Origin of the sequence: Albibacterium sp. (genome assembly GCF_035514885.1) — a bacterium.
In the GTDB taxonomy this organism is placed as follows: Bacteria; Bacteroidota; Bacteroidia; order Sphingobacteriales; family Sphingobacteriaceae; genus Albibacterium.
The window spans coordinates 191,513-213,425 of sequence record NZ_DATJCH010000024.1; the positions used below are offsets into that span (position 1 = coordinate 191,513).

The window sequence follows — 21,913 nt, forward strand, 5'->3', positions numbered from 1 at the left end:
ATTTTTTGTGAATTGGAATATTAATGAATCAACCGTAACTTTGGTATATGTATTTCTTTGGAAAAAAAGACGCCGATCGTCCTAAAAGCTTTAATTTAAAGGTTATGCATACCTTTAACAAGATTGCTATTGTTATTTTTGTTCTTGCAATTATTTATAAGCTCGTTAAATCATTTATATTTTAATTTCTCAAATCAACTAATGAAAGAAATAATTAATACCAGCCTTGCACCAGCACCTATCGGTCCTTATAATCAAGCGGTAAAAGCAGGCAATACACTTTATGTTTCTGGACAAATACCTTTGGAAGCCGCTAGTGGGGAGCTTGTATCGGGAGATATTGCATTAGAGACCAAGGAAGTGATGAAGAACCTGGGTTTTATTCTTAAGCAAGCAGGATATGATTATAAGGATGTTGTGAAAACAACCATTTTTTTATCGGATATGGATCTGTTTGCGGAAGTTAATGCAGTATACGGAGAGTATTTTAAAGAAGATGCACCTGCACGTGAGACTGTTGCTGTTAAGGAATTACCTAAAAAAGTACGTGTTGAAATTTCAGTGATAGCGTATAAATCGTAGATGAGCGTAACTGCATCTGCAAGTAATTCACGACTTAATTACTTTATTGCCGGATTATCAGCGAATATTATATGGGGCTTTTTTGCTATACCTCTTCGTTTAATATCTGCATGGCCCGCTGATACAATTCTATATTTCAGAATCTTCTTTTCATTAATTTTTGTGTGGGTATTTCTGATTCTGTTTAGATACTCAGACTGGAAACGCGATTGGAAAGGAATTAGGCAAATGCAACCAAGGGAAAGAAAACGTATAATTTTTCTACTTTTCCTTTCTTCCATTCTAATTATGGGTAACTGGTTTACCTTTATCTATGCGGTAAATAATATAAGTATCAAATCAGCTGCTTTTGCTTATTTAATATGTCCTTTGATTACTACACTTGCAGGTTGCATTATTCTAAAGGAAGGGTTATCCGGAATTAAATGGATTAGCCTGTGCTTAGCTTTAGTGAGTGTGATTATGTTAGCCCAGACATCTTTGATTGAAGTTTTTTGGGCAATTTTAATTGCTTCATTCTACGCATTTTATATGATTATTCAGCGTATTTTAAGAGAGATTGATAAATTTAATTTCTTAGCCGTTCAGCTGATTATTTGCTCACTTATTGTTTTGCCACTTTCTTTGATGAACAATGCTCCTATCCCATCCTCAATTTTGTTTTGGGGTATTATTGCACTGGTAGCTATTTTGTTTACCATAATACCTCTGTTTCTAAGTATGTATGCATTGAACGGCGTTGCATCGGCCACGATGGGAGTTTTAATTTATATTAATCCGATAATTTCATTTGCTGTTGCTGTTTTCTATTTTAATGAGGTTATTTCTATCGGTCAATTTCTTGCTTACTTGTTATTACTATTCGCTATTGTACTTTATAACTCAGCTTTCATTCGTCAAATTTTTAGTAAATTAGCTAAACGTGACCCTATTTAATTTTATAGAGATTAATTGTGCAGGAATTCAGCTTGAGAACCCCTATTGGCTATTTGAAAGGCGTTGGCCCGCAACGTGCTGAAGTTTTAAATAAAGAATTAGCCATATTCACTTTTGAGGATTTACTATATTATTACCCTTTTCGATATAATGACCGAAGCGTTTTTTCTAAGATTAATCAAATCGATCCTAGCAAACCGGGTGTTCAATTTATTGCCAGACTATTGGATTTTGGCATTCAGGGTGAACGTAGGTCGCGGCGTTTAGTAGCACACGTAAAGGATGACACAGGGATTGTACAGCTTGTTTGGTTTCAGAGTATAAAGTGGGTTGAGAAGAATCTAACAATAGGCAATGCCTATGTTATTTATGGAAGTCCAAGTTTGTTTAATAATCAGATTTCTATCTCTCATCCGGAAATGGAACCATACGGGGGGAGCAAACAAGGGCTTAAATTTCAACCTGTCTATGCTTCTACAGAGAAGTTGAAGAAGCTATCTTTGGATAGTAAAGGAATTCAACGCTTGGTTTCTTCACTATTTAGCTCTTTAAAGGGTAATATTTATGAAACGCTACCAGATTATATAATAGCTAAATATAACTTAATAGATTTACCTTCAGCTTTATGGGGTATTCATTTTCCAAATGACGGTGGTTCAATCCAAAGATCTCAGCATCGGTTAAAATTTGAGGAGTTCTTTTTCCTACAATTGAAGATATTAAAGACTAAAATAGCTCATAGTCAAAAGTTTAAAGGCCCTATTTTTAAGAAAGTTGGCGAGCACTTTACTGATTTTTATGAGAAAAAGCTTCCTTTTCAATTAACAAATGCACAAAAAAGAGTTATTAGGGAAATTAGGAAAGATACGTTGCATGGTGCACAAATGAACCGTTTGTTACAAGGGGATGTTGGCAGTGGAAAAACGATTGTTGCTTTAATGAGCATGCTGCTAGCGATTGATAATGGATATCAGGCTTGCCTGATGGCACCCACCGAGATTTTAGCTCAACAGCATTATGCTGGATTAAAGGAATTGTTGGGAGAAGAAAGGATTAGTATTGACCTTCTGACGGGTTCTATTAAACAGAAGGATAGAAAAGGAATCCATGAAGGTTTATTGAATGGAGACTTGAATATTTTGATAGGTACACATGCGTTGTTAGAGGAAAAAGTAAAGTTTAAAAATTTAGGATTGGCGATTATAGATGAGCAACACCGTTTCGGCGTTGAACAACGTTCAAAGTTATGGAAGAAGAATTCCGTACCGCCACATATGCTTGTAATGACTGCCACGCCTATTCCACGAACTTTAGCGATGACTTTATATGGCGATCTTGATATTTCTGTGATTGATGAATTGCCGGTTGGCAGAAAACCCATTGCTACTCTGCATTTTCATGAAAGAAGCAGGTTGAGGATGTTTGGTATGTTGCGTGAAGAAATTGCTAAGGGAAGGCAGGTTTACGTCGTATATCCATTGATTGAAGAAAGTGAAAAGTTGGATCTTTTGCATCTAACCGCGGGGAAAGAGTTTTTAGAGCAAGAATTCCCACTGCCCGTGTTTAAGATTGGTATTTTGCATGGTAAATTGAGTCCAAAGGAGAAGGAGTTTGAAATGAATCGATTTGTTAAAGGTGAAACACAGATATTGGTTGCTACCACGGTAATAGAGGTTGGTGTAAATGTTCCGAATGCTTCGGTGATGGTAATTGAGAATGCTGAACGTTTTGGTCTTTCGCAGCTTCATCAATTACGTGGCCGGGTTGGCCGTGGTGCTGAACAGTCGTTCTGTATTTTAATGAGTAAGGAAAAGTTAAGTAAAGAGAGTAAAATCAGGATGGAAACAATGGTAAGGACGACAGATGGGTTTGAAATTGCCGAAACTGATTTGAAATTACGCGGGCCAGGTGATTTGTCCGGAACTCAACAAAGCGGGGTTCTGGAGCTTAAATTGGCAAATTTGGCTACTGACCAGGCTTTGTTACAATTGGCAAGAAATGAGGTAATCGATATTTTCGAAGAAGACCCGGTTTTAGAATTAGAGAAGAACAGACTCCTAAGGGACTTTTTATCTAAAAACGCGTTTGGGATTGGATGGGAAAAAATTTCCTGACAAACACCTATCTTTACTTTTTGTTAAGACTATGTATAATATTGCAAGCCCTTAGAGTTTGGCTTTATGGGATAGATTTTAAAAACAAATAATGGCAATAAAGAAATTTTTTGATACAGCACTTAAGCCTGAGCGTGCAGTTTTGGTAGGGATTATTATATCTGGTGAGAATGAAGAGCAGGAACGTGAATATTTGGAGGAATTGGCTTTCCTGGTAGACACAGCCGGTGGGGAGACTATACATACTTTTGTTCAGAAAATGCAGAAGCCTGATAGGGCGACTTTTGTGGGAAGTGGCAAATTGGATGAGATTAAAGCATATGTTGATGCTGAGGAGATTGATATTGTTGTTTTTGATGATGAACTATCTCCTACTCAATTAAGAAATATTGAGCGGGAGTTACAGGTCAAAATCTTGGATAGAAGCAATTTGATTCTGGATATATTTGCCCGCCGCGCACAAAGCGCGCAAGCAAAAACACAGGTTGAATTGGCGCAGCTTCAATATCTATTACCTCGTTTGACGCGCTTATGGACTCACCTTGAGCGGCAGCGAGGAGGAATTGGAATGCGTGGTCCAGGAGAGAGTCAGATAGAAACAGATAGACGATTGATATTGAACAAGGTTTCCTTATTGAAAGAAAAGTTAAAAAGTATTGATCGCCAAAATGAAACTCAACGTAAGAATAGAGGTCAATTGGTTCGAGTGGCATTAGTAGGATATACCAATGTTGGTAAATCAACTATTATGAACATGCTTTCTAAATCGGATGTTTTTGCAGAGAATAAACTATTTGCAACATTAGATACGACTGTTAGAAAAGTCGTTATTGATAATCTTCCATTCTTACTATCGGATACGGTTGGTTTTATCAGGAAGTTGCCCCATCATTTGGTAGAATGTTTTAAATCAACATTGGATGAGGTAAGGGAAGCAGATATATTACTTCATGTTGTAGATGTTTCTCATCATAACTTTGAAGATCAGATTGCCACTGTTAATGAAACATTGAAGGAACTTGGAGTTCTTGAAAAAACGATTATTACAGTATTTAATAAGATTGATGCTTATGAAGGAACGAAAGATAGCGAAGAGGAAGAGGATCAATTTTTTACGATCGATGATTTCGAAAACAGTTGGATGAAGAAGCACCAAAGTCCGGCAATATTTATTTCTGCTACGGAGAAAGAGAATTTAGAAGAACTTAAGAAGTTGATTTATAAACATGTATTAGCGATTCATACAGAGCGGTATCCATATGATAGTTTATTGTATTAGGTTCGCAGAAGGTATTTATATATATTAAGGATTATAATAGAATCATTATGGGCATAGAAAGTAAAAGACAGCAACGTTTTGCAGGAATTATTCAAAAGGATTTAGCAGAGATCTTTTTGCGCGAAGGAAATATATGGCTGCCGGGGGTAATGATAACTGTTACACGGGTTCGCATTACCTCAGATTTAGGGATTGCAAGAGTTTATCTAAGCTTCTTGCCGGTAAAAGATCCTCAAGAAGCTCTTGAGAAAATAAGACATCATGGGAATGAGGTCCGCTATAAATTAGGCACTCGTATCAGGAACCAGACAAAGAGCATTCCTGTATTGGAATTTTATGTAGACGATAGCAATGATTATGTCGAACACATGGATAAGATTTTTGAAGAAATAAATAAAGATAAGCAATCGGAAGACGAATAGTTTATAGAAGGTTCTGAGTGATCAGAACCTTTTTTTTCGCTTAAGATTTGGGAACTTCATTTTATAATCCACGTTTACTTTACCTTTGGTGATTGCATCTAGTTTTCCTTTGATTAAGGCTTTTTTTAACGGACTTAATTTATCGGTAAATAGTTTACCTTCAATGTGATCGTATTCGTGTTGTATAATTCTGGCACCTAAACCACTGTAGGTTTCTTCGTGTTCCTCCCAATTCTCATCCAAATAATTAATGGTGATTGTGGGATGTCGGGCTATATCTTCGCGAATATCAGGTATGCTTAAGCAACCTTCGTTTGATAGCCAGTTTTCGCCACTTTCTTCAACGATTTCAGCATTGATGAATACTTTTTTAAAGTTCTTTAAGATAGGTTCATCTTCTTCATACGGAGAGGCATCTATTACAAATAAGCGGATAGGTAAGCCTACTTGTGGTGCTGCTATACCTACACCTGAAGCCGCATACATGGTTTCAAACATATCCTTGATAAGGCTATCTAAATTAGGATAGCTTGCATCTATTTCTTTAGCTTTTTGACGTAATACCGGATCTCCGTAAGCAATTATTGGTAATTTCATTTATGTCGTATTCCTAAGTAATTGCAAAATTACAAATTTTCATCCAAGTCAGGTTGGAAAACTAACGAGTTTAAATTATTAGGGTCTAAGATTTCATTTGAAATATCCCAAATATCCTCAGCAGTAACTCTATTTATCCGTTCATAGATTTTTGGAAGTGTTTCAACTTCACCATAGTCGATGATGTTTTTTGCCATTGCTATAATCAATGCAATTCGATTCTCTTCACCTAATGCGATCTGACCGATAAATTTGTTTTTTGATTGCTTTAGTTGAACCGGACTTAATTTTTTATCCCGGAGCTTTTTAAATTCTTTTAAAACGAGTTTATGAGCCTTCTCCATTTTATCTGTTTCGGTACCGAAATAGACGCTGAAAATTCCGGTGTCAGAATAAGTGGTGTAGTTTGATTCAATTGTATAAGCTATGCCGTGTTTTTCTCTTATCTCAAGGTTTAGTCTTGAACTCATCCCCATTCCGCCAAGCATATTATTTAATACCATTAGACCAGTTTTCTTAGAATCGTGCATGGAATATCCAATACCTCCCATCATATAATGGACTTGATTAATAGGCCTGTCGAGAATTAATTTATTGGGTGAACTTGCCAAAGGAGCGGTTCTTTTTTGATTGGATTTATGGTTTGTAAGTTCACCATAATATCTTTCAACAATTTTTTTTACCTTATTGTATGAATAGTTACCTGTAATTCCTATCACCATATTTTCGGGTTGATAATAATCCTTGGCAAAATTTTCGAAGTCCTTTTTACCTAAGCCAATCAAGCTCTTTTCTTCTCCTAATATATTATGACCTAATTCATGGCCTGTATAAATAAGATCTTCGAAATCATCTGCGATGGCATCTTCAGGACTATCTTGATAGGATGCTATTTCATCTAATATAATTCCCTTTTCTTTTTCAATTTCGTTCTCCGGAAAGGTGGAATGAAAAACAATATCTTCAAATAGATCTAATGTTCTACTTAGATGTTCATTTAAAAAGGAGGCATGGATACAAGTATATTCTTTGGTAGTATAAGCATTCAGATCAGCCCCTACTAGTTCTAACCTGTTTAATATTTGGTTAGTGCTCCTTTTGTTGGTTTTCTTAAAAATAAGATGTTCAGTAAAATGGGCTATGCCATATTGATCTGTTGATTCATCACGTGTTCCTGCATTGATTACAATACAGGCATGAGCAATAGGCAAGGCTTCGGGTTTAAAAACTACCCGAAGCCCGTTTGATAAAGTAAAGAGATGATAATCCATTCGGATGCAAAGGTAGCAAAAAACTTATGCGCATTTGACCCTATTAGTTTCTTGCAATCTCTGATTCTGAGACTTAATATCTGGCCTAACCTAAAAGCCTCGTGGACCACCTAAACCACCTTGACCACCTGGTCTGAAGTTGCCTTGCGGTCTTCCGCCCGGACCTTGTTGATTGGTTGGAGCAGTACTTCCTCCTGCAAACTTTTGGAACTTATAAGATAATGTTAGCATGAAGTATCGAGCTAATCGATTAGTACGGCTATCAATTTGACTGTTTTCTGTGATACTTCTTGAAATATTTACCTGTTGATTTAATAGATCGTATGCTTGTAAGCGAATTGTGCCTCGGTTGTCAGACAAAAATTGCTTCTCAATATATGTATTGATGATTAATGGGTTAGCATCTACACTTTGAGCATATCCTGTGTTAGACATCTTGCTTAAGTCGAAGCCCCATAACAAAGTGGGAACAAAGTAAACTCTACTATCTATATCAAATGACCACGTATTGATGTTTGAATTGTTGCGATTGCTAAGAGAGTTTTGTGTGGTGTTGTAGCTATAACGTACACCCGGGGTTACATCTAACCATTCGTTCGGAGTGATTTTAATATTTAACCCTTGACTTAATACCCAGTTTTTAGCAATATTTTCTTCGTTGTTCGCAAAAGAGATATTGTTGTTGAAATTTGCAGATCCGTTTATCGATATTACGTATTTACGTTTTAAGAATGGTTTAGAATAGTTATAAAAACCACGAGCAGTATAGTAGCCGTTTGCGTTTAGATAACTGGTTTCTTGTACTAGACCATTCACCGGATCCATACTTTGCATTCTGTTAGATACCACTTTGTCGTTTGTGAATGTTGCCATCAACATCCCAAAGAGGGAACTTCCAGAAGCAAAATCAAAGTTATTATAACGTAAGTTTAAGTTATGTGAAAATTCTGCTGCTAACTCTGGGTTACCGACTACAGGAAATTGAGGGTTAGAGATATCTCTAACTGGTTGTAGTTGTGAATAACCTGGTTCGTTAGGTCTTCCATTATAGGTAAAACTTAATCTTTTTGAATTTGAGAATACATATTCGAAACGTGCTACCGGAGCAAAGTTAGTAGCTTTTCTTTCAAAGTTTATCTCTGTTCCATCAGTATCTGTTGTGTTTCCTCTTAATGTAGAAGGTTGAGCGCTGGCTCCTATGGTATAATTAACCTTACTTGTTCTGTAACGGTAATTTAAATTAATATTAGTTTTAATAAATGAATAGTCATAGATATTGCTTAACAGAGGATTATATGTAATGCCCCCATCAGTATCTACCGAATTTGCAATCCGGTTATTATCGTAATTAGAGAAGTCATAGGTATATTCAGCTTCTAAATTGCTGTTTTCACCCAAGGGTTCAATGTAAGAAATGGATGCACCACCATTTAAACGTTTATTTGTTAAATCAATTAACTGACGTTGGTATTCATTGCTTGGTGTAACATCGAAGATATGGGTGTCTACAATTTCATCCCGGTCGCTTTCGGAACTTGCGGAATTTAATGAGAAGTTCATGAAAATATTTCGTCCGTTATCATTGAGTCTACGGTTAAATAATCCACTAAAACCTATATTTGGAGTAGTAGTATTATTAGTATTATTTCTTGCAACAGAGTTGGTTAATTCATCATTCGTTGAGAATTGTGAACTTTGTATGGTTGAAGCCTCTGAACCACTGTATGAAAATGATGGAGAAAACTTGAAATAATTATTAGCATTAGGTTGATACTCCAGGTTCCAATCTAAGCGATGATTATTTCGGATAGTTCCTTGATTCGTAATATCTTGATTAAAGATTTCTTGACCAGGATAAGTATATTGATTAGAAGAGTTGCTAAAAGTATTATTATCATTATAGCTGTAACTATAGCTACCATAGGTAGTAAGTTTATCATCCATGAATGATTTTCTGTAGTTCAGACCAATTGAGCTGGTATTGGTTAGGCCACTCTGACCTCCACCAAAACCGCCTCCGCCAAAACCGCCTCCACCTGAAGGTCCTCTTCGTGCTCCACCACCTTGAGTATTGAAATCAAAAAGTGAGGCATTAACATTGTTTAGGTTGGCCAATGCGGAGAATTGACGTGTGTCTGCAAAGGAGTTATACATAGCAGTAGCCTGATAACGCTCTTCTGTTCCTCCACCTGCACGGAACTGGCCGAAATCTCCTTTGTTTTTTGAAGGAGCAATCTCTATATTTAATATTCTGTCTGGATCTCCTGTTCTATTTCCTGTTAAATTAGCTTGATCTCCATAATCATCAATTATCTGAATTTTCTCAATGACATCTGCCGGCAAATTCTTAGTTGCTGTTTGTACATCTCCACCAAAGAAATCTTTTCCATTGATTCGAACACGTGTAATTTGTTGCCCTTGAGCAGTAACATTACCATTCTTGTCAACTTCTACTCCATCTAGTTTCTTTAATAAATCTTCAGTTATTGCGCCATCTTTTAACTGATAATTACTGGCCCTATATTCCAGGGTATCTTCCTTTACTACGATTAGTGGGGTTCCGTCTATATTTACTGCTTGTAGTAGCTGTGATGATTCATTAATTATTATTTTTCCTAAATCAAGATTTGTGTTGCCTTCGGTGAATTGAGATGAAAGTACTTTTGTTTCATAACCAAGACTTGTAACTGTAATTGTAAATTTATCACCTTTAACCTGGTTGAATAGAAATCCACCGTCGGAATTACTAGACGTCGTAAGCTCGTCTGTAGTGGACGTTAATTTGATTGAGGCAGAGATTACACTTTGGCCCGTTGAATCTTGTAAGGTTCCTCTTACTTGCTTTCCTGTTTGGGCGAAAGCTGAGGTTCCTAAGATTAGGAGAATTGAAAGGATTAGATAGGAGCGCATAATTGTTTTAATTGTAGAATTTAGTTTATATGATTTTGTTTAGTTTGATTTCGCTAGTTTGAGAATGTTCCAGACGCCTGGTTCAATCTTAGTTGTTACACCCGAACGTTCGCCGACATACCGACCGTACATATCCCTGTTTCGACTCACAAATCGAGTGTGTGATATATCGTTAATTCGAAGATTAAGGGCAAAAGGAGTGTCTTTATTAATATTTAATTGTTTTATACTGATAGCCGCTTCATAATTTAAAGTGCCATCTGTTGAATCTATTTTGGCAGAGGTTCTTATTCCATAATTATTTTCAAGAGAGATTCTTCCATCGATTATTGAGGGAAAGCCATTTACAGATATTGCACGAGTTAAGTTCAGACCTGCTTCCAGACTATTGCCAGCTTTCTCATATTCTTCCTTTGAATTCAGTGCTCTTAAGGCAGCAACATCAGGTATAGGAAAGATTACGGTTGGACCTGATTTTTCTTTGGCTTCTAAATTAATAGTGACACTGATGCCATTATAGATTGCTTTTAATTGTTGAGCTTTATTGGGAATACGAATTGCTACATATAAATAATCCGCATCATTTGCAATCGAATAGCTGAAGTCTTGATCTTTGAAGGTATAATATGTTTTGTTTTCCCAATCCATTAAATTTCCGTCTATGTGGATAGAATCTGCCCATATGATTTCGGGATTCTCTTGAGCCGATACGCTTAAGGATATGAATCCTAGTAATATGATATATATGAATCTAATATTCATTTGTATTTTTGTGTTATGAGTCTTTAGGACGCAGTTAAAGCAAATAAGTTTAATTGTAAATTAAATATTACATAAATAATTTATGTTTACATTAAACCTTTGTCGCATTTATCCATGATATGTTACAAAATATAGTATGATAACAAAGGAGACATTTTATGATCGGGTTTATCAAATAGTAAGGCAAATTCCCGAAGGGCGGGTTACGTCTTATGGCGCAATAGCTAAAGCTTTAGGAACGGCAGGCTCTGCGCGTATGGTGGGTTATGCTTTACGTGCTTCTCAGGGAATTTACCCTCCAATACCTGCTCATCGTGTTGTAAATAGAGTTGGGATGTTATCGGGTAAGTCAGCTTTTGGTTCATCAAGTATGATGCAACAGCTATTGGAAAATGAATCGATTGTTGTAGAAAATGATCAGGTGGTTGATTTTAAGAACCTATTCTGGAAACCTGATTATGGAGAATAATGGTCATATTGTATTCAATCTTAATATGATATTTTAATTAATGTTCAGAGCATAGTTATATACCTAAAATAATAATATAAAAAAGATTTGGAAAGTTGGATACTTAGTGTTACTTTTACACTATCAAAAAGGAGGCATCTTTTGAGATAAAGTTTTTATAGTATTTTTAATAATTTAGGTTTATAATTGGTTAGTTAAAGACCCCTGCTCATCACAGGGGTCTTCTCTTTTTTATAGGTTTGCAAGAATTGCTGCAGACATCGGTTCTACGTCTGACCTGAATCTATGAATTAGCTTGCCATTTTCATCAATTAGGAACTTTTCGAAGTTCCATTTAATCTCACCAGTAAAGTCGGGGTTTTGTGCGCTAGTTAAATACTTAAATAAGGCATTGATATCATCGCCTTTAACGCTTGTTTTTTCTGTTAAAAGAAATGTCACTCCGTAATTTTCTTCACAAAAGGTTTGTATTTCATCATTTGCACCTGGTTCCTGTCCGCCGAAGTTATTAGCAGGAACTCCTATTACAACAAGATCATTTTTATACTTCTGTGATAATTCTTCCAGGCCTTTGTATTGAGGGGTAAATCCACATTTAGATGCAGTATTTACCACAAGAATCTTTTTCCCTTTGAATTGCGATAAATCAATTACGCTTCCGTCTATACTTTCCATTTTAAATTGGTAGATATTTTCGGGAGGATTGGTAAGAAATAAGCTTAGGATAATCATTAAAGTTTTCATTTTATTTTTGTTTAAATTATTAGGTTCTTTTCTTGTGCTTCTTTTTCTAAAACATACGCATATAAATCTTGAATAGGCTGGCGGATAATTTTACCCACTTTTATACCATTCATTTCGCACACCGTTCGTAATTGTCTTTTATAGAAATAGGCTATTGATCCTACAAAATGACAGATATGATTATGGAAATCAGGATAGCTGAAAATATTTGTTTTTACGAACTCTTCAAAACCTTGATGCAGTAAGTGGGAGATGAAAGGGTGTTCAATATGTTTAGCCATGAAAGGAGCGAATGAAGCCAAATAGATATTGGAACTGGCTTCCTGATAAACCTTATTCATGACTATTTCTTTACTTATTTCGTAGTCAGAACCAAAGTCGATACCTAGCTCTGAGGGCATCAGGTCGTATAGGTAATTTGTAATTAGCTTTTTACCAAACCAAGAACCTGATCCTAGATCGCCAAGTATAAATCCCGTTCCGTGTTTGTTGGGTTGTACAGTTTTTCCATCGAAGAATGTAATATTAGACCCTGTTCCCATCGTGCTTATTAGGCCTGGAATGTTTCCGCATGTTGCATAGGCAGATCCTATCAAATCGGTATCTACTGAAACGAATGCATTTTTAAAAACGAAGGAGACTGCATTAGAGATGATTTCGCGACGATCAGGAGAAGTACATCCCGAACCGAAGAAATATATTTCTGTAACATCTTCGATATAGGGAGTTATTTCTTTAAAATGCTGTATAATCTTAATGATTTCTTTCTCTGGAGTGAAAAAAGGATTGATTCCTACCGTTCTGTATGTTAAAGGTTGTGAATTTGGAGGAGTAAACATCCAATCAGACTTATAAGAACCGCTATCGACAACTATAATCATAATAAATGTTAGTAGAGTATCAAATTTACGAATTAATTTAGATTTATTTTTGTCTATTCATATCGGTTTTAAATGATACTAGATAAGAAAGTGTTAAATTTGAGACTCAATGAATAGCTTATTGTTTATTCTGTTTTAACAAAGACTATGAAAATCCGATTTGTTTTTTTACTTCTATCTATGATGACTACTGTATCGCTAGCGAATGCCCAAAGAAAAATATCGTTTGAACTATCATTTAAAGAACCTCAGGCGCATTATGTTGAAGTAAGAATGGAGCTATCCGGATTTAAAGAAAAATATTTGGATTTAAAAATGCCAGTTTGGGCACCGGGCTCTTATTTAGTTCGAGAATTTCCTAAAAATGTAGAAAGCTTTTCTGCTGAATCTGAAAGTAAGAAAGGACTTGCGAGCCATAAGATTGACAAAAATACCTGGAGAGTTGAAACTGATAATGAAAATAGGGTAATTGTGAATTATCGGGTGTATGCTTTTGAGATATCTGTACGTACAAGCTTTATAGATGCTAGTCATGCTTTTCTTTCTCCGACTGGAATTTTTATGTATGTAAATGACCTTATTAAACAACCGGTAGAAGTGAGAGTTAAGCCATATGAAGGCTGGACGAAAATTTCTACAGGGTTAGAAGCTGTTGAAGGAAAGGCAAATACTTTTTATGCATCAGATTTTGATATACTTTTTGACTCTCCTATTGAAGTAGGCAATCAGAATATTTTTGGATTCGAAGCTGCAGGAGTAAAGCATGAAGTTGCCATGGTCGGCGAGGGTAATTATGATGAAGAGCAGTTGAAAAGAGATATGACAAGAATCATTGAGGATGAAACAAAGGTTTTTGGAGTTAATCCGAATAAACGCTATGTTTTCATTGTTCATAATTATGCTTCTGGTGGGGGTGGATTAGAACATCTAAACTCAACAGTTTTGGGAGCGTCACGTTTTAATTATCAGAATCCAAACGGTTACCTCAACTTTTTAGGTTTAGTTGCTCATGAGTACTTCCATGTCTGGAATATAAAACGATTAAGACCTGAAGCTTTAGGCCCTTTTAATTATAATAAAGAAAATTATACTACGAATCTCTGGGTTTCGGAAGGCTTTACAGCTTACTATGATAATTTAATATTGCGTAGAGGTGGCTTTTATAATGAGGCTGCTTATCTGAAAGTTTTGGCAGCTGATATAGAAGCTGTAGAGAACAGAGGTGGTAATTTGGTGCAACCTTTAAGCCTTTCAAGTTTTGATGCCTGGATAAGACAGTACCGCCCGGATGAGAACTCCATAAATACAATGGTGTCTTATTACAATAAAGGTGCGTTGATTGGAATGCTGATTGATTTGAAAACACTACATGCTACCCAAGGGGCTAAGGGTTTAGATGATGTGATGAAAGCGATGTACGATGAGTATTATCAGAGCTTAGATCGTGGTTTCACAGATCAGGAATTTAAACAAATGGTCGAGAAAGTTTCAGGAGTCTCAATAGATGATATATATGAGTATGTTAATGAAGCTAAACCTATTAATTACAATAAATATCTAAATAATGTGGGTCTGGAATTGGTCAATCTATTAGCAGATCACTCTATTCCTGAATTTGGGGTAAGAGTTTCAAACCATAAGATTATGTCAGTAAATAGAGGTAGCGGAGCATGGGATGCAGGGATCAATGTTAATGATGAACTTATTGCTGTAAATGGCTATCGTATGGACGATATGGGAAAAGAACTCGATCGGATTTTATCTAATGCAAAGATTGGAGACAAAGTTCATGTAATAGTTTCCCGGGATGGAATCATTAAAGAATTGGATGTCATTCTTTCCGCAAGTTTAAAAGCCGATTATCTTATTCGACCTTTGGCTACTGTTACACCAGAGCAATCCAAATTGAGAGAAATATGGCTTTCTTTAGAATCTGATTAATGAGATTCTAATCGTTTTCTGGTAGATTCTAGTCTGGATTGAAAATAAAGAATTGCGCTTGTAAAGGATTAATATTAAGTTCCTTTTTATCATTCAGCATAATTAAATGTCCTCCGCTTTGAGCTTTATAGTATTCTTGAGGTGTCGAGTTCTGTGAATATGAAACTTGAATAATATTATTTGAAGTGACTACCCATGTACCCAAATTTTTTGAATTCTTGTTGGTACTCTGAATATAACGCATCGTTTTAACTACTGAATTATCTTCTTTAAAGTCTAAGGATACTTCAATTCCCGGGCAATCTTTGCAGGGTATTGCCCCTTTATATTTTCCTGCAGGAGCAATGAAAAATAAAGGACCATGAGGTTTCCATTCTCCGTTATTGATAGCTCCGGAATTATTATTTTCACTAAGAGTTTTCTTTGAAGAACAACTGCTTAATAGCACAACATTAATAATTAATAACAGAAGTATATATTTCTTCATTCAATCAAGTTTTTAATCTCATACAATAGTACATTATTATCCTGAAAAGACAATTAACAAAACGTTTGAGTTTAACTTTTAGTATTTTTAAAATCAAGTAACTATTATTGTTTAAGACGAGAAAGCTATTTGTATTTATGAATATTTGTTTGATTAATAGAGGATAAGAAACTCTTTTGTTAAAAAAATTCTTAATTTTGAATAACGATAGAATTGTAGATTAAAATGTTTTCAAAAACCTGTGAGTATGGTATACGTGCAATGATTTTTATTTCTCAAAAATCAAGTGAGGGAGTTAAAGTCGGTGTAAAAGAAGTGTCGAGTGGTATTGATTCCCCCGTACACTTTATAGCTAAAATTTTGCAAGATTTAGGTCGGAAAAATTTAGTCCAGTCTTTTAAAGGCCCCAATGGAGGCTTCTTTATTGAAAAGGATTCGGAAGTTACTTTAGCCGATATTGTTATAGCTATTGACGGAGATAAACTTTTCAAAAACTGTGGTTTGGGACTTGGTTATTGTTCCGAAGAACGCCCTTGTCCGATACATCATGATTTTAAGAAGATTCGTAATGATATTACAATCATGCTGCATACCTCGAAACTTAGTGAGTTTAGTCAGCTCCTGAAAGATAATTTGACTTATTTAAAGTTGTTTTAAGTTTAGATATATAAGGTAATAATAAAATAATGGAAGGTTCAAACGATATTTCGAGTTTAAAGGATATTAAAGATCTGGAGGATATTAAGAGGTTGGTGGATGTCTTTTATGATAGAATTCGTGAAGATGCATTATTGGCTCCTATTTTTAACGGTATTATACAAGATCGTTGGGAAAGCCATTTAAATACAATGTATACTTTTTGGCAGACTGTTTTATTAGGAGATCATACATATTTTGGAAGCCCTTTTGTTCCTCATGCAAAGCTTCCTGTTGATCATGTTCATTTTGAAACATGGTTGAAGTTGTTCAATCAAACCGTTGACGAACTTTTTCAAGGAAGAATTGCATCAGAAGCGAAATGGCGAGCAGATAAAATGGCAACTATGTTTGAAACAAAAATAAAACATTACCAAAATAGCGATTTCAGAAATCTGCTATAAGACCTTTATCTGAGGAATCACTATCAGCCTATTATCAATATTTTGTAAAAATAGCTCATTTTTTATACCTCATCTCCAATAAAAGACAAAATGGTCTTTTATTATTTAAATAATCTTTAATTTTGAATTGAATTAATAGATTTATTAAACTATTTAAATATAAACACCATGATTATTACTGAAACTTTGGATGTTACTCAAATCGAACCTAGATTAAAACATCCTACAATTTTTGAACATTTTGATGCACTTAAACCGGGTGAAAGCTTCGTTATCCATAATGACCATGATCCTAAGCCACTTTATTACCAGTTATTGGGAGAAAGGGGAGCGATTTTTACTTGGGAGTATTTGGAAGAAGGTCCACGAACATATTTAGTTAAAATTGCTAAGAACAAAGTTGAAGAGGAAGTTAATGTTGAAACAGTAGGTTCTATTGCCGCTAAAGATTATCGTAAGGCTGAAGTATTTAAAAAGTTTGGAATCGATTTTTGCTGTGGAGGAGAAAAATCTCTAAAGGATGCTAGTTTGGAGGCTGGGATTTCAGAAGAGCAGTTGAGACAAGAATTGGAAAATGCCGATACTGTAACTGCATCTGCTTCGCAAGATTATAATAAATGGAAATTGGATTTCCTTGCAGATTTTATTGCCAATACACATCACCAATATGTTCGTGATAATGCAACTGTAATATTAGGTTTAGCTGATAAGGTTGCTCAACGTCATGGAGCTCAACATCCCGAATTGGGATCTTTAGCAGAGCGGGCAAATACATTATTAAATGATTTGCTGTCACATTTAGATAAGGAAGAAAAAGTACTTTTCCCCGCTATTAAATCTTTGGTTGCTAATCAAAATAATGGTTCAACAAGCCAAGCTTCCATCAAATCTATCATTGACAATATGCATATAGAACATGATCATGCAGGTGATGATTTAAAATATTTACGTAAAATAACAAATGGATACACATTACCTCCAGATGCTTGTAATTCATATAATTATTTATTTGAAAAGTTAAAGGAATTTGAGGACGACCTTTTTAAACACATACATTTAGAGAACAATATCTTATTTCCTAAGGCGATTGCTTTAGAAACGAAATAGTGAAATTTTATTCTTTATTATTACCTTGTAATTAGTATTTATGGGAAAGCCGATCAAGCGAAGCGAACATATCGTTCAACTTTCAAAAGAGCATCATTTCTGTCTATTGTTTTGTTGGAAAATTAGAAGTGGTCTCAAGAACCAAGCAGAAATTGATCGGATTAAAAATTATATTAATTATTTCTGGAAAGAACATCTTCTTCCTCATTTTAAAGAAGAGGATGTTCTTTTTAGGACAGTCAACGATGCGTTTGTTAAAAAAGCTTATGATGAACACCACGAGATTAATGAAACGGTTCGTCTATTAAATTCTTCAGATGCAGAGAAGGCTTCTTCTTGGGCTTTAAAAATTGCAGACTTGGTTGATAACCATGTTAGGTTTGAAGAAAGGGAACTCTTTCCTCATTTAGAAAAAGCAATTGATGAACCTAGGCTTATTGAAATAGGGAAACAAATAAAACAATTGCAACCAGAAATTACAGAGGATACATTTGCTGATGAGTTCTGGAAATAATAGATCGTTATGGTAACATTGGGTATCGGAAAGTCTCCAAGAAATTCTGCTGTCCTTCCATTTTATGGAGCGGGTACAATCTTTTTTCTTGGTCTAACGATTCTTATGTTTATCGCTGCCGACAGTTTTAAAGAGCATTTCTTTCAACCGCATACGTTAGCATTGGTGCATACTGCTGCACTTGGCTGGGGAACGATGATTATATTTGGGGCTGCTTATCAACTTATGCCGGTAATATTTGAAGAAGAACTATATAGTTCCAGATTGGCATTTCTTTCCTTCTGGTTTCTGCTCATAGGAGCAATAACTCTGATTGCCTCTTTTTGGTTCTTTCAAGTTGGTTTCTTTATGATTACAGGAGGGTGTCTTATTTTGATTGCTGTAATATTATATAATCTAAATGTTTTTAAAACTGCGGTAAAATCGGCTCTTAATATTCAGAAGATTTTTCTGATAGTATCAGCGTTCTGGTTATTTATTACCGTTATCATCGGTGTTTTATTAGCAATTAACCTTTACTATCCATATATACCTTCTAATCACCTGGAAATCCTTAAACTTCATGCACATATTGGTTTTGCAGGATGGTTCTTGCAATTGATTACAGGGGTGAGTTCTAAACTCGTTCCCATGTTTCTATTTGGGAAGTCCAATAACGTGAAACTGCTTAAGGTAGCCTTTGTTTTCCAGAACATTGGTCTCCTAGGGTTTCTTATTGACGACTTCTTTATTGGTGCATCTGATCGCGTCTATATTTATTATATATTGGTTTTAATGGGAATTCTTTTTTGGATGGCTTTTTTAGTTGATGTATATAAGAAGCGGCTAAAAAAGAAAGTTGACATTCAGATGCGACATACATTTATATCAATGGTATCTTTGTTAATAGCTTTAATATTAATTCCGGTTGTGTTAATGGTATCTGGTAATCAATGGAGTGTTTTATATGGAACATTTATATTTTTGGGTTGGATAAGCGCAATTATATTCGGAAAAACCTTTAAAACTCTTCCATTTATTATTTGGAATATGCATTATAAAGATGTGCATGGTAGGAAGAATATACCTCTTCCAAAAGATTTGTATTTTGAGAAGCTTTTGTTCTATCAGTTCTGGAGCTTTCTTGCGGCTTTTATTATCTTAATTCTAGGCATATTACTTCAGCAGATTATCATTATCAAGTTTGGACTTTTAATATGGATAGTAGTAGCCTTGCTTTATGTATTTAATGTAGCAAAGGTGTTTTTTCATAAAAAAACAATATAATAATGGAATTGCAAATTAATGACCCGTTTTTTCAGGAAAAGAATAAAGCGATGGATGGTCTGTATAGTGTGTTAGACCCCGAATTGATGGTTAATATAATGGATTTAGGTTTGGTGTATGATATTGATTTTGCCTCAGAAGGTAAAATAATTATAACGATGACATTAACTACACCAGGTTGTCCAATGGGTGATGCAATCAGTCTTGGAGTTAAGAACGTCTTAAATGAAGATTTTCCTGATCGCGAGGTTGATATCGATATTGTTTGGGATCCTCAATGGACGGTTGAGAAGGTTTCTGCTGCAGGGCGTGAGCAGTTAGGCTTTTAATAAAGGATAAAGAGTGATTTATAATCACTCTTTATCCTTATCCTTTATTTCTTTATAAGAGGTATCATGTCAGCCATCACATTCAAGCTTTCATCTTGTACAAAGTCGACTCTCAGATTTTTATCCAAATCTTTATCCTCTGCTTCAAGAGGAAGCTTCCCAGCTAAAACCGCATTCCTTCTGAGGTTATTTCGAGCGACTGACCTGGCTTCCGCCTCATCCCGTTCTTTTTTAAGCTTAGCCTCTTGAATGGTTACTTCTGTCTCCTTCTCTTTTTCGTTTAGAAGCTTAATGTCTTCCAGCATATTTTTATATTCAGGAGAGGCTTGCATTCTAGTCTCATGCTTTGATTCCAATGTAGCTATTAAGCTGGATAGATTTGCTACAGGTGAATACTTCGTAGGGTTTATGTGATCCCAAGGCAATGCAGCAGGCTCTGAGCTTTCTCCAAATTTATCTGCCGGATAAACCGTTGGGAATTCTATATCAGGCGTTACCCCCTTATGTTGCGTACTACTACCATTAATTCGATAGAATTTTGCCATTGTAATATTGATTTGGCCAAACTCAGGTGCACCGGGAGCTACTTCTTGCTTATCTACATTCTGTGCTTTTAAGAGCAAGCGGTTAGCCGGGCTAATTACACGCGACATATCGATAGCAGACTGAACTGTTCCCTTTCCATAGCTTTGTGTGCCAAGAATAATGCCACGACCGTAGTCTTGTATCGCAGCTGCAAAGATCTCAGAGGCAGAAGCACTAAAACGGTCTATCATAATGCCTAAAGGACCATCATAAGACGTTCCGGGCTCTTCATCTTCATCAACCTCTATCCGGTTACGAGTGTCTCTTACTTGCACTACAGGGCCTGAATCAATAAATAGGCCGGTAAGTTCAATGGCCTCAATTAAGGAGCCACCACCATTGCTTCTTAGGTCAATTAACACAGCATCTACCTTTTCTTGCTTAAGTGTATCCAGTATAAGTTTCACATCGCGTGTTGTACTCTTATAGTTTGGATCCTTGGCATTATAAGCTTTGAAGTCAAGATAAAATCCGGGAATATTAATCAAGCCAATTTTGTATTGTTTCCCATCATCTCCTGTAACCATTTTAATTTCCTTCTTCGCAGAAGACTCCTCCATTACGATTTTATCTCTTGTAAGCGAAATGATCTTAGGTGGTGATGTTAGCTCTTGACCTGCAGGAATAATCTTTAAACGGACAACAGTTCCTTTGGGGCCTTTTATTTTGGCTACGGCATTGTCTAAGCGCCAGCCAATAATGTCAACAAATTCTTCATTTCCTTGTGCTACACCCACAATACGATCATCAACCTGTAAAGATTTATCTCTAAAAGCAGGACCACCGGGAAGGATTTCCATTATCTTCACAACCTCATTATCTAATACCAAACGCGCACCAATACCTTCAAAGGTTCGAGCCATATCCTCATTAAATGCTTGCGCATAACTAGGGTTAAAGTAATTAGTATGTGGATCGATTGCCCCTGTAAAGGCGTTCATAATAATTTGGAAGGCATCGTTATGGTTAGTCTTTTCAGCTTGTGAAATAAGATTCTCGTAACGTTTTGTTAAGGTCTCAATATTCTTTTGCTTATTTTCAACTTCCTCACCTGTTCGACTTAGCTTTAAAGTAAGCATATCGTATTTTACACGTTTTCTCCAGCTGTCATCGGCTTCATCTTTAGAAGAGAACCAGTCCTCATTTTTGCGGTTATAGGTATATTTTTCATCTTTTGTAAAGTCGAAATCACTTTTAACCTGAGACTCTGCATATTTTAGGCGTTCAAGATATCTTTTTTGATAAACATTGAAGATATAAAACATAGAACTTAAATCACCTTCTTTTAAGTCACTTAATATCACGTTTCTATACGATTCAAAATCGTCTATGTCGCTTTTAAGAAAATAGTTTTTCCCTTCATCAAGCGTCTTTATATATTTATCATATATTTCAGAAGAAAGAGAATCATTAAATGGAACTTTCTTGTAATGAACGGTTTCAAACAAACCCACTAAATCCTTGACAATAACACTTTGCGCAGCATCAGGCTTTAGCATTCCCGGTCCATCTCCATCAAGATTAACTCGGGGACCTGCACTGCATGAAATCGCCGCAGCCACAAATAGGGCTAAAAACACTTTTTTTAACATTTCTTGGAACGATTGATAACTCATC

General features: G+C 35.6%; 22 protein-coding genes. 14 read left to right on the forward strand and 8 right to left on the reverse strand.

The genetic code is table 11. The features are described from left to right. Positions 1-47: 47 nt before the first annotated feature. The 6 genes from VL047_RS11945 to VL047_RS11970 all read left to right on the forward strand — a co-directional run bounded on the left by VL047_RS11945 (position 48) and on the right by VL047_RS11970 (position 5,333). Positions 48-185: a DUF6728 family protein gene (locus VL047_RS11945; RefSeq protein WP_325360852.1), complete on the forward strand. Its 138-nt coding sequence runs from the start codon at positions 48-50 to the stop codon at positions 183-185. 16 nt (positions 186-201) lie between these two features. Further along, positions 202-582 (forward strand): RidA family protein, encoded by a 381-nt coding sequence (locus VL047_RS11950; protein WP_325360854.1) that lies wholly within the window; start codon positions 202-204, stop codon positions 580-582. Then, positions 583-1,518, forward strand: a complete 936-nt coding sequence (locus VL047_RS11955; RefSeq protein WP_325360856.1) for an EamA family transporter — start codon at positions 583-585, stop codon at positions 1,516-1,518. Positions 1,519-1,535: 17 nt separating this feature from the next. Then, positions 1,536-3,632, forward strand: coding sequence for an ATP-dependent DNA helicase RecG (gene recG, locus VL047_RS11960; RefSeq protein ID WP_325360857.1), 2,097 nt, complete (start codon positions 1,536-1,538; stop codon positions 3,630-3,632). Between the two features lie 91 nt (positions 3,633-3,723). Beyond that, on the forward strand, positions 3,724-4,911 hold the full coding sequence (hflX, locus tag VL047_RS11965; RefSeq protein ID WP_325360859.1) for a GTPase HflX: 1,188 nt from the start codon (positions 3,724-3,726) through the stop codon (positions 4,909-4,911). Positions 4,912-4,958: 47 nt separating this feature from the next. Beyond that, positions 4,959-5,333, forward strand: a complete 375-nt coding sequence (locus tag VL047_RS11970; RefSeq protein WP_325360861.1) for a ribosome-binding factor A — start codon at positions 4,959-4,961, stop codon at positions 5,331-5,333. Between the two features lie 21 nt (positions 5,334-5,354). On the opposite strand, the gene def is transcribed toward VL047_RS11970, so the two are convergent. The 4 genes from def to VL047_RS11990 form a co-directional block, all read right to left on the reverse strand. Next, positions 5,355-5,930 (reverse strand): peptide deformylase, encoded by a 576-nt coding sequence (gene def, locus VL047_RS11975; RefSeq protein ID WP_325360862.1) that lies wholly within the window; start codon positions 5,928-5,930, stop codon positions 5,355-5,357. Between the two features lie 29 nt (positions 5,931-5,959). After that, the gene (locus tag VL047_RS11980; RefSeq protein ID WP_325360867.1) at positions 5,960-7,201 is read right to left on the reverse strand and encodes a pitrilysin family protein; all 1,242 of its coding nucleotides are present in this window, start codon (positions 7,199-7,201) and stop codon (positions 5,960-5,962) included. Positions 7,202-7,291: 90 nt separating this feature from the next. Continuing rightward, positions 7,292-10,111 (reverse strand): TonB-dependent receptor, encoded by a 2,820-nt coding sequence (locus VL047_RS11985; protein WP_325360872.1) that lies wholly within the window; start codon positions 10,109-10,111, stop codon positions 7,292-7,294. Positions 10,112-10,150: 39 nt separating this feature from the next. Then, complete coding sequence (locus VL047_RS11990) at positions 10,151-10,873, reverse strand: hypothetical protein (protein ID WP_325360874.1); 723 nt, start codon at positions 10,871-10,873, stop codon at positions 10,151-10,153. Positions 10,874-11,009: 136 nt separating this feature from the next. Here VL047_RS11990 and VL047_RS11995 point away from each other — a divergent pair, with 136 nt between their 5' ends. Then, complete coding sequence (locus VL047_RS11995; RefSeq protein WP_325360875.1) at positions 11,010-11,342, forward strand: MGMT family protein; 333 nt, start codon at positions 11,010-11,012, stop codon at positions 11,340-11,342. Positions 11,343-11,573: 231 nt separating this feature from the next. On the opposite strand, the gene VL047_RS12000 is transcribed toward VL047_RS11995, so the two are convergent. Further along, entirely contained in the window at positions 11,574-12,086 is a 513-nt protein-coding gene (locus tag VL047_RS12000) for a glutathione peroxidase (protein ID WP_325360876.1), read from the reverse strand. Between the two features lie 11 nt (positions 12,087-12,097). Next, the gene (locus VL047_RS12005) at positions 12,098-12,967 is read right to left on the reverse strand and encodes an N-acetylglucosamine kinase (RefSeq protein WP_325360878.1); all 870 of its coding nucleotides are present in this window, start codon (positions 12,965-12,967) and stop codon (positions 12,098-12,100) included. A 180-nt stretch (positions 12,968-13,147) separates the two neighbouring features. Between VL047_RS12005 and VL047_RS12010 the strand changes: the two genes are divergently transcribed. Beyond that, on the forward strand, positions 13,148-14,908 hold the full coding sequence (locus tag VL047_RS12010; RefSeq protein WP_325360880.1) for a M61 family metallopeptidase: 1,761 nt from the start codon (positions 13,148-13,150) through the stop codon (positions 14,906-14,908). Positions 14,909-14,936: 28 nt separating this feature from the next. Here VL047_RS12010 and VL047_RS12015 read toward each other — a convergent pair whose 3' ends face one another. Then, positions 14,937-15,395 carry a copper resistance protein NlpE N-terminal domain-containing protein gene (locus tag VL047_RS12015; protein WP_325360882.1) on the reverse strand — a complete coding sequence of 153 codons (459 nt, stop codon included), beginning with the start codon at positions 15,393-15,395 and terminating at the stop codon, positions 14,937-14,939. A 225-nt stretch (positions 15,396-15,620) separates the two neighbouring features. On the opposite strand from VL047_RS12015, the gene VL047_RS12020 reads away from it, so the two are divergent. The 6 genes from VL047_RS12020 to VL047_RS12045 all read left to right on the forward strand — a co-directional run bounded on the left by VL047_RS12020 (position 15,621) and on the right by VL047_RS12045 (position 19,711). Then, a complete protein-coding gene (locus VL047_RS12020) occupies positions 15,621-16,052 on the forward strand; it encodes an Rrf2 family transcriptional regulator (RefSeq protein WP_325360883.1) in 432 nt (143 codons plus the stop codon). Between the two features lie 29 nt (positions 16,053-16,081). Next, positions 16,082-16,495 carry a group III truncated hemoglobin gene (locus VL047_RS12025; RefSeq protein WP_325360885.1) on the forward strand — a complete coding sequence of 138 codons (414 nt, stop codon included), beginning with the start codon at positions 16,082-16,084 and terminating at the stop codon, positions 16,493-16,495. A gap of 168 nt (positions 16,496-16,663) precedes the next feature. Beyond that, a complete protein-coding gene (ric, locus tag VL047_RS12030; RefSeq protein ID WP_325360886.1) occupies positions 16,664-17,602 on the forward strand; it encodes an iron-sulfur cluster repair di-iron protein in 939 nt (312 codons plus the stop codon). Positions 17,603-17,642: 40 nt separating this feature from the next. Then, the gene (locus VL047_RS12035; protein ID WP_325360888.1) at positions 17,643-18,116 is read left to right on the forward strand and encodes a hemerythrin domain-containing protein; all 474 of its coding nucleotides are present in this window, start codon (positions 17,643-17,645) and stop codon (positions 18,114-18,116) included. Positions 18,117-18,125: 9 nt separating this feature from the next. Further along, complete coding sequence (locus VL047_RS12040; RefSeq protein WP_325360890.1) at positions 18,126-19,382, forward strand: hypothetical protein; 1,257 nt, start codon at positions 18,126-18,128, stop codon at positions 19,380-19,382. Between the two features lie 2 nt (positions 19,383-19,384). Continuing rightward, positions 19,385-19,711, forward strand: a complete 327-nt coding sequence (locus VL047_RS12045) for a metal-sulfur cluster assembly factor (protein ID WP_325360892.1) — start codon at positions 19,385-19,387, stop codon at positions 19,709-19,711. Positions 19,712-19,755: 44 nt separating this feature from the next. On the opposite strand, the gene VL047_RS12050 is transcribed toward VL047_RS12045, so the two are convergent. After that, entirely contained in the window at positions 19,756-21,912 is a 2,157-nt protein-coding gene (locus VL047_RS12050) for a carboxy terminal-processing peptidase (RefSeq protein WP_325360894.1), read from the reverse strand. Between the last annotated feature and the right edge of the window lies 1 nt (position 21,913).

Coding starts and splice junctions, on each gene's coding strand:
- VL047_RS11995 (WP_325360875.1), top strand. CDS start 11,010: ATGATAACAAAGGAGACATTTTATGATCGGGTTTATCAAATAGTAAGG.
- VL047_RS11955 (WP_325360856.1), top strand. CDS start 583: ATGAGCGTAACTGCATCTGCAAGTAATTCACGACTTAATTACTTTATT.
- hflX (WP_325360859.1), top strand. CDS start 3,724: ATGGCAATAAAGAAATTTTTTGATACAGCACTTAAGCCTGAGCGTGCA.
- VL047_RS12015 (WP_325360882.1), bottom strand. CDS start 15,395: ATGAAGAAATATATACTTCTGTTATTAATTATTAATGTTGTGCTATTA.
- VL047_RS11950 (WP_325360854.1), top strand. CDS start 202: ATGAAAGAAATAATTAATACCAGCCTTGCACCAGCACCTATCGGTCCT.
- VL047_RS12025 (WP_325360885.1), top strand. CDS start 16,082: ATGGAAGGTTCAAACGATATTTCGAGTTTAAAGGATATTAAAGATCTG.
- VL047_RS12045 (WP_325360892.1), top strand. CDS start 19,385: ATGGAATTGCAAATTAATGACCCGTTTTTTCAGGAAAAGAATAAAGCG.
- VL047_RS11980 (WP_325360867.1), bottom strand. CDS start 7,201: ATGGATTATCATCTCTTTACTTTATCAAACGGGCTTCGGGTAGTTTTT.
- VL047_RS11990 (WP_325360874.1), bottom strand. CDS start 10,873: ATGAATATTAGATTCATATATATCATATTACTAGGATTCATATCCTTA.
- VL047_RS12000 (WP_325360876.1), bottom strand. CDS start 12,086: ATGAAAACTTTAATGATTATCCTAAGCTTATTTCTTACCAATCCTCCC.
- VL047_RS12005 (WP_325360878.1), bottom strand. CDS start 12,967: ATGATTATAGTTGTCGATAGCGGTTCTTATAAGTCTGATTGGATGTTT.
- VL047_RS12040 (WP_325360890.1), top strand. CDS start 18,126: ATGGTAACATTGGGTATCGGAAAGTCTCCAAGAAATTCTGCTGTCCTT.
- VL047_RS11970 (WP_325360861.1), top strand. CDS start 4,959: ATGGGCATAGAAAGTAAAAGACAGCAACGTTTTGCAGGAATTATTCAA.
- VL047_RS11985 (WP_325360872.1), bottom strand. CDS start 10,111: ATGCGCTCCTATCTAATCCTTTCAATTCTCCTAATCTTAGGAACCTCA.
- VL047_RS11945 (WP_325360852.1), top strand. CDS start 48: ATGTATTTCTTTGGAAAAAAAGACGCCGATCGTCCTAAAAGCTTTAAT.
- VL047_RS12035 (WP_325360888.1), top strand. CDS start 17,643: ATGGGAAAGCCGATCAAGCGAAGCGAACATATCGTTCAACTTTCAAAA.
- def (WP_325360862.1), bottom strand. CDS start 5,930: ATGAAATTACCAATAATTGCTTACGGAGATCCGGTATTACGTCAAAAA.
- VL047_RS12020 (WP_325360883.1), top strand. CDS start 15,621: ATGTTTTCAAAAACCTGTGAGTATGGTATACGTGCAATGATTTTTATT.
- VL047_RS12010 (WP_325360880.1), top strand. CDS start 13,148: ATGATGACTACTGTATCGCTAGCGAATGCCCAAAGAAAAATATCGTTT.
- VL047_RS12050 (WP_325360894.1), bottom strand. CDS start 21,912: ATGAGTTATCAATCGTTCCAAGAAATGTTAAAAAAAGTGTTTTTAGCC.
- ric (WP_325360886.1), top strand. CDS start 16,664: ATGATTATTACTGAAACTTTGGATGTTACTCAAATCGAACCTAGATTA.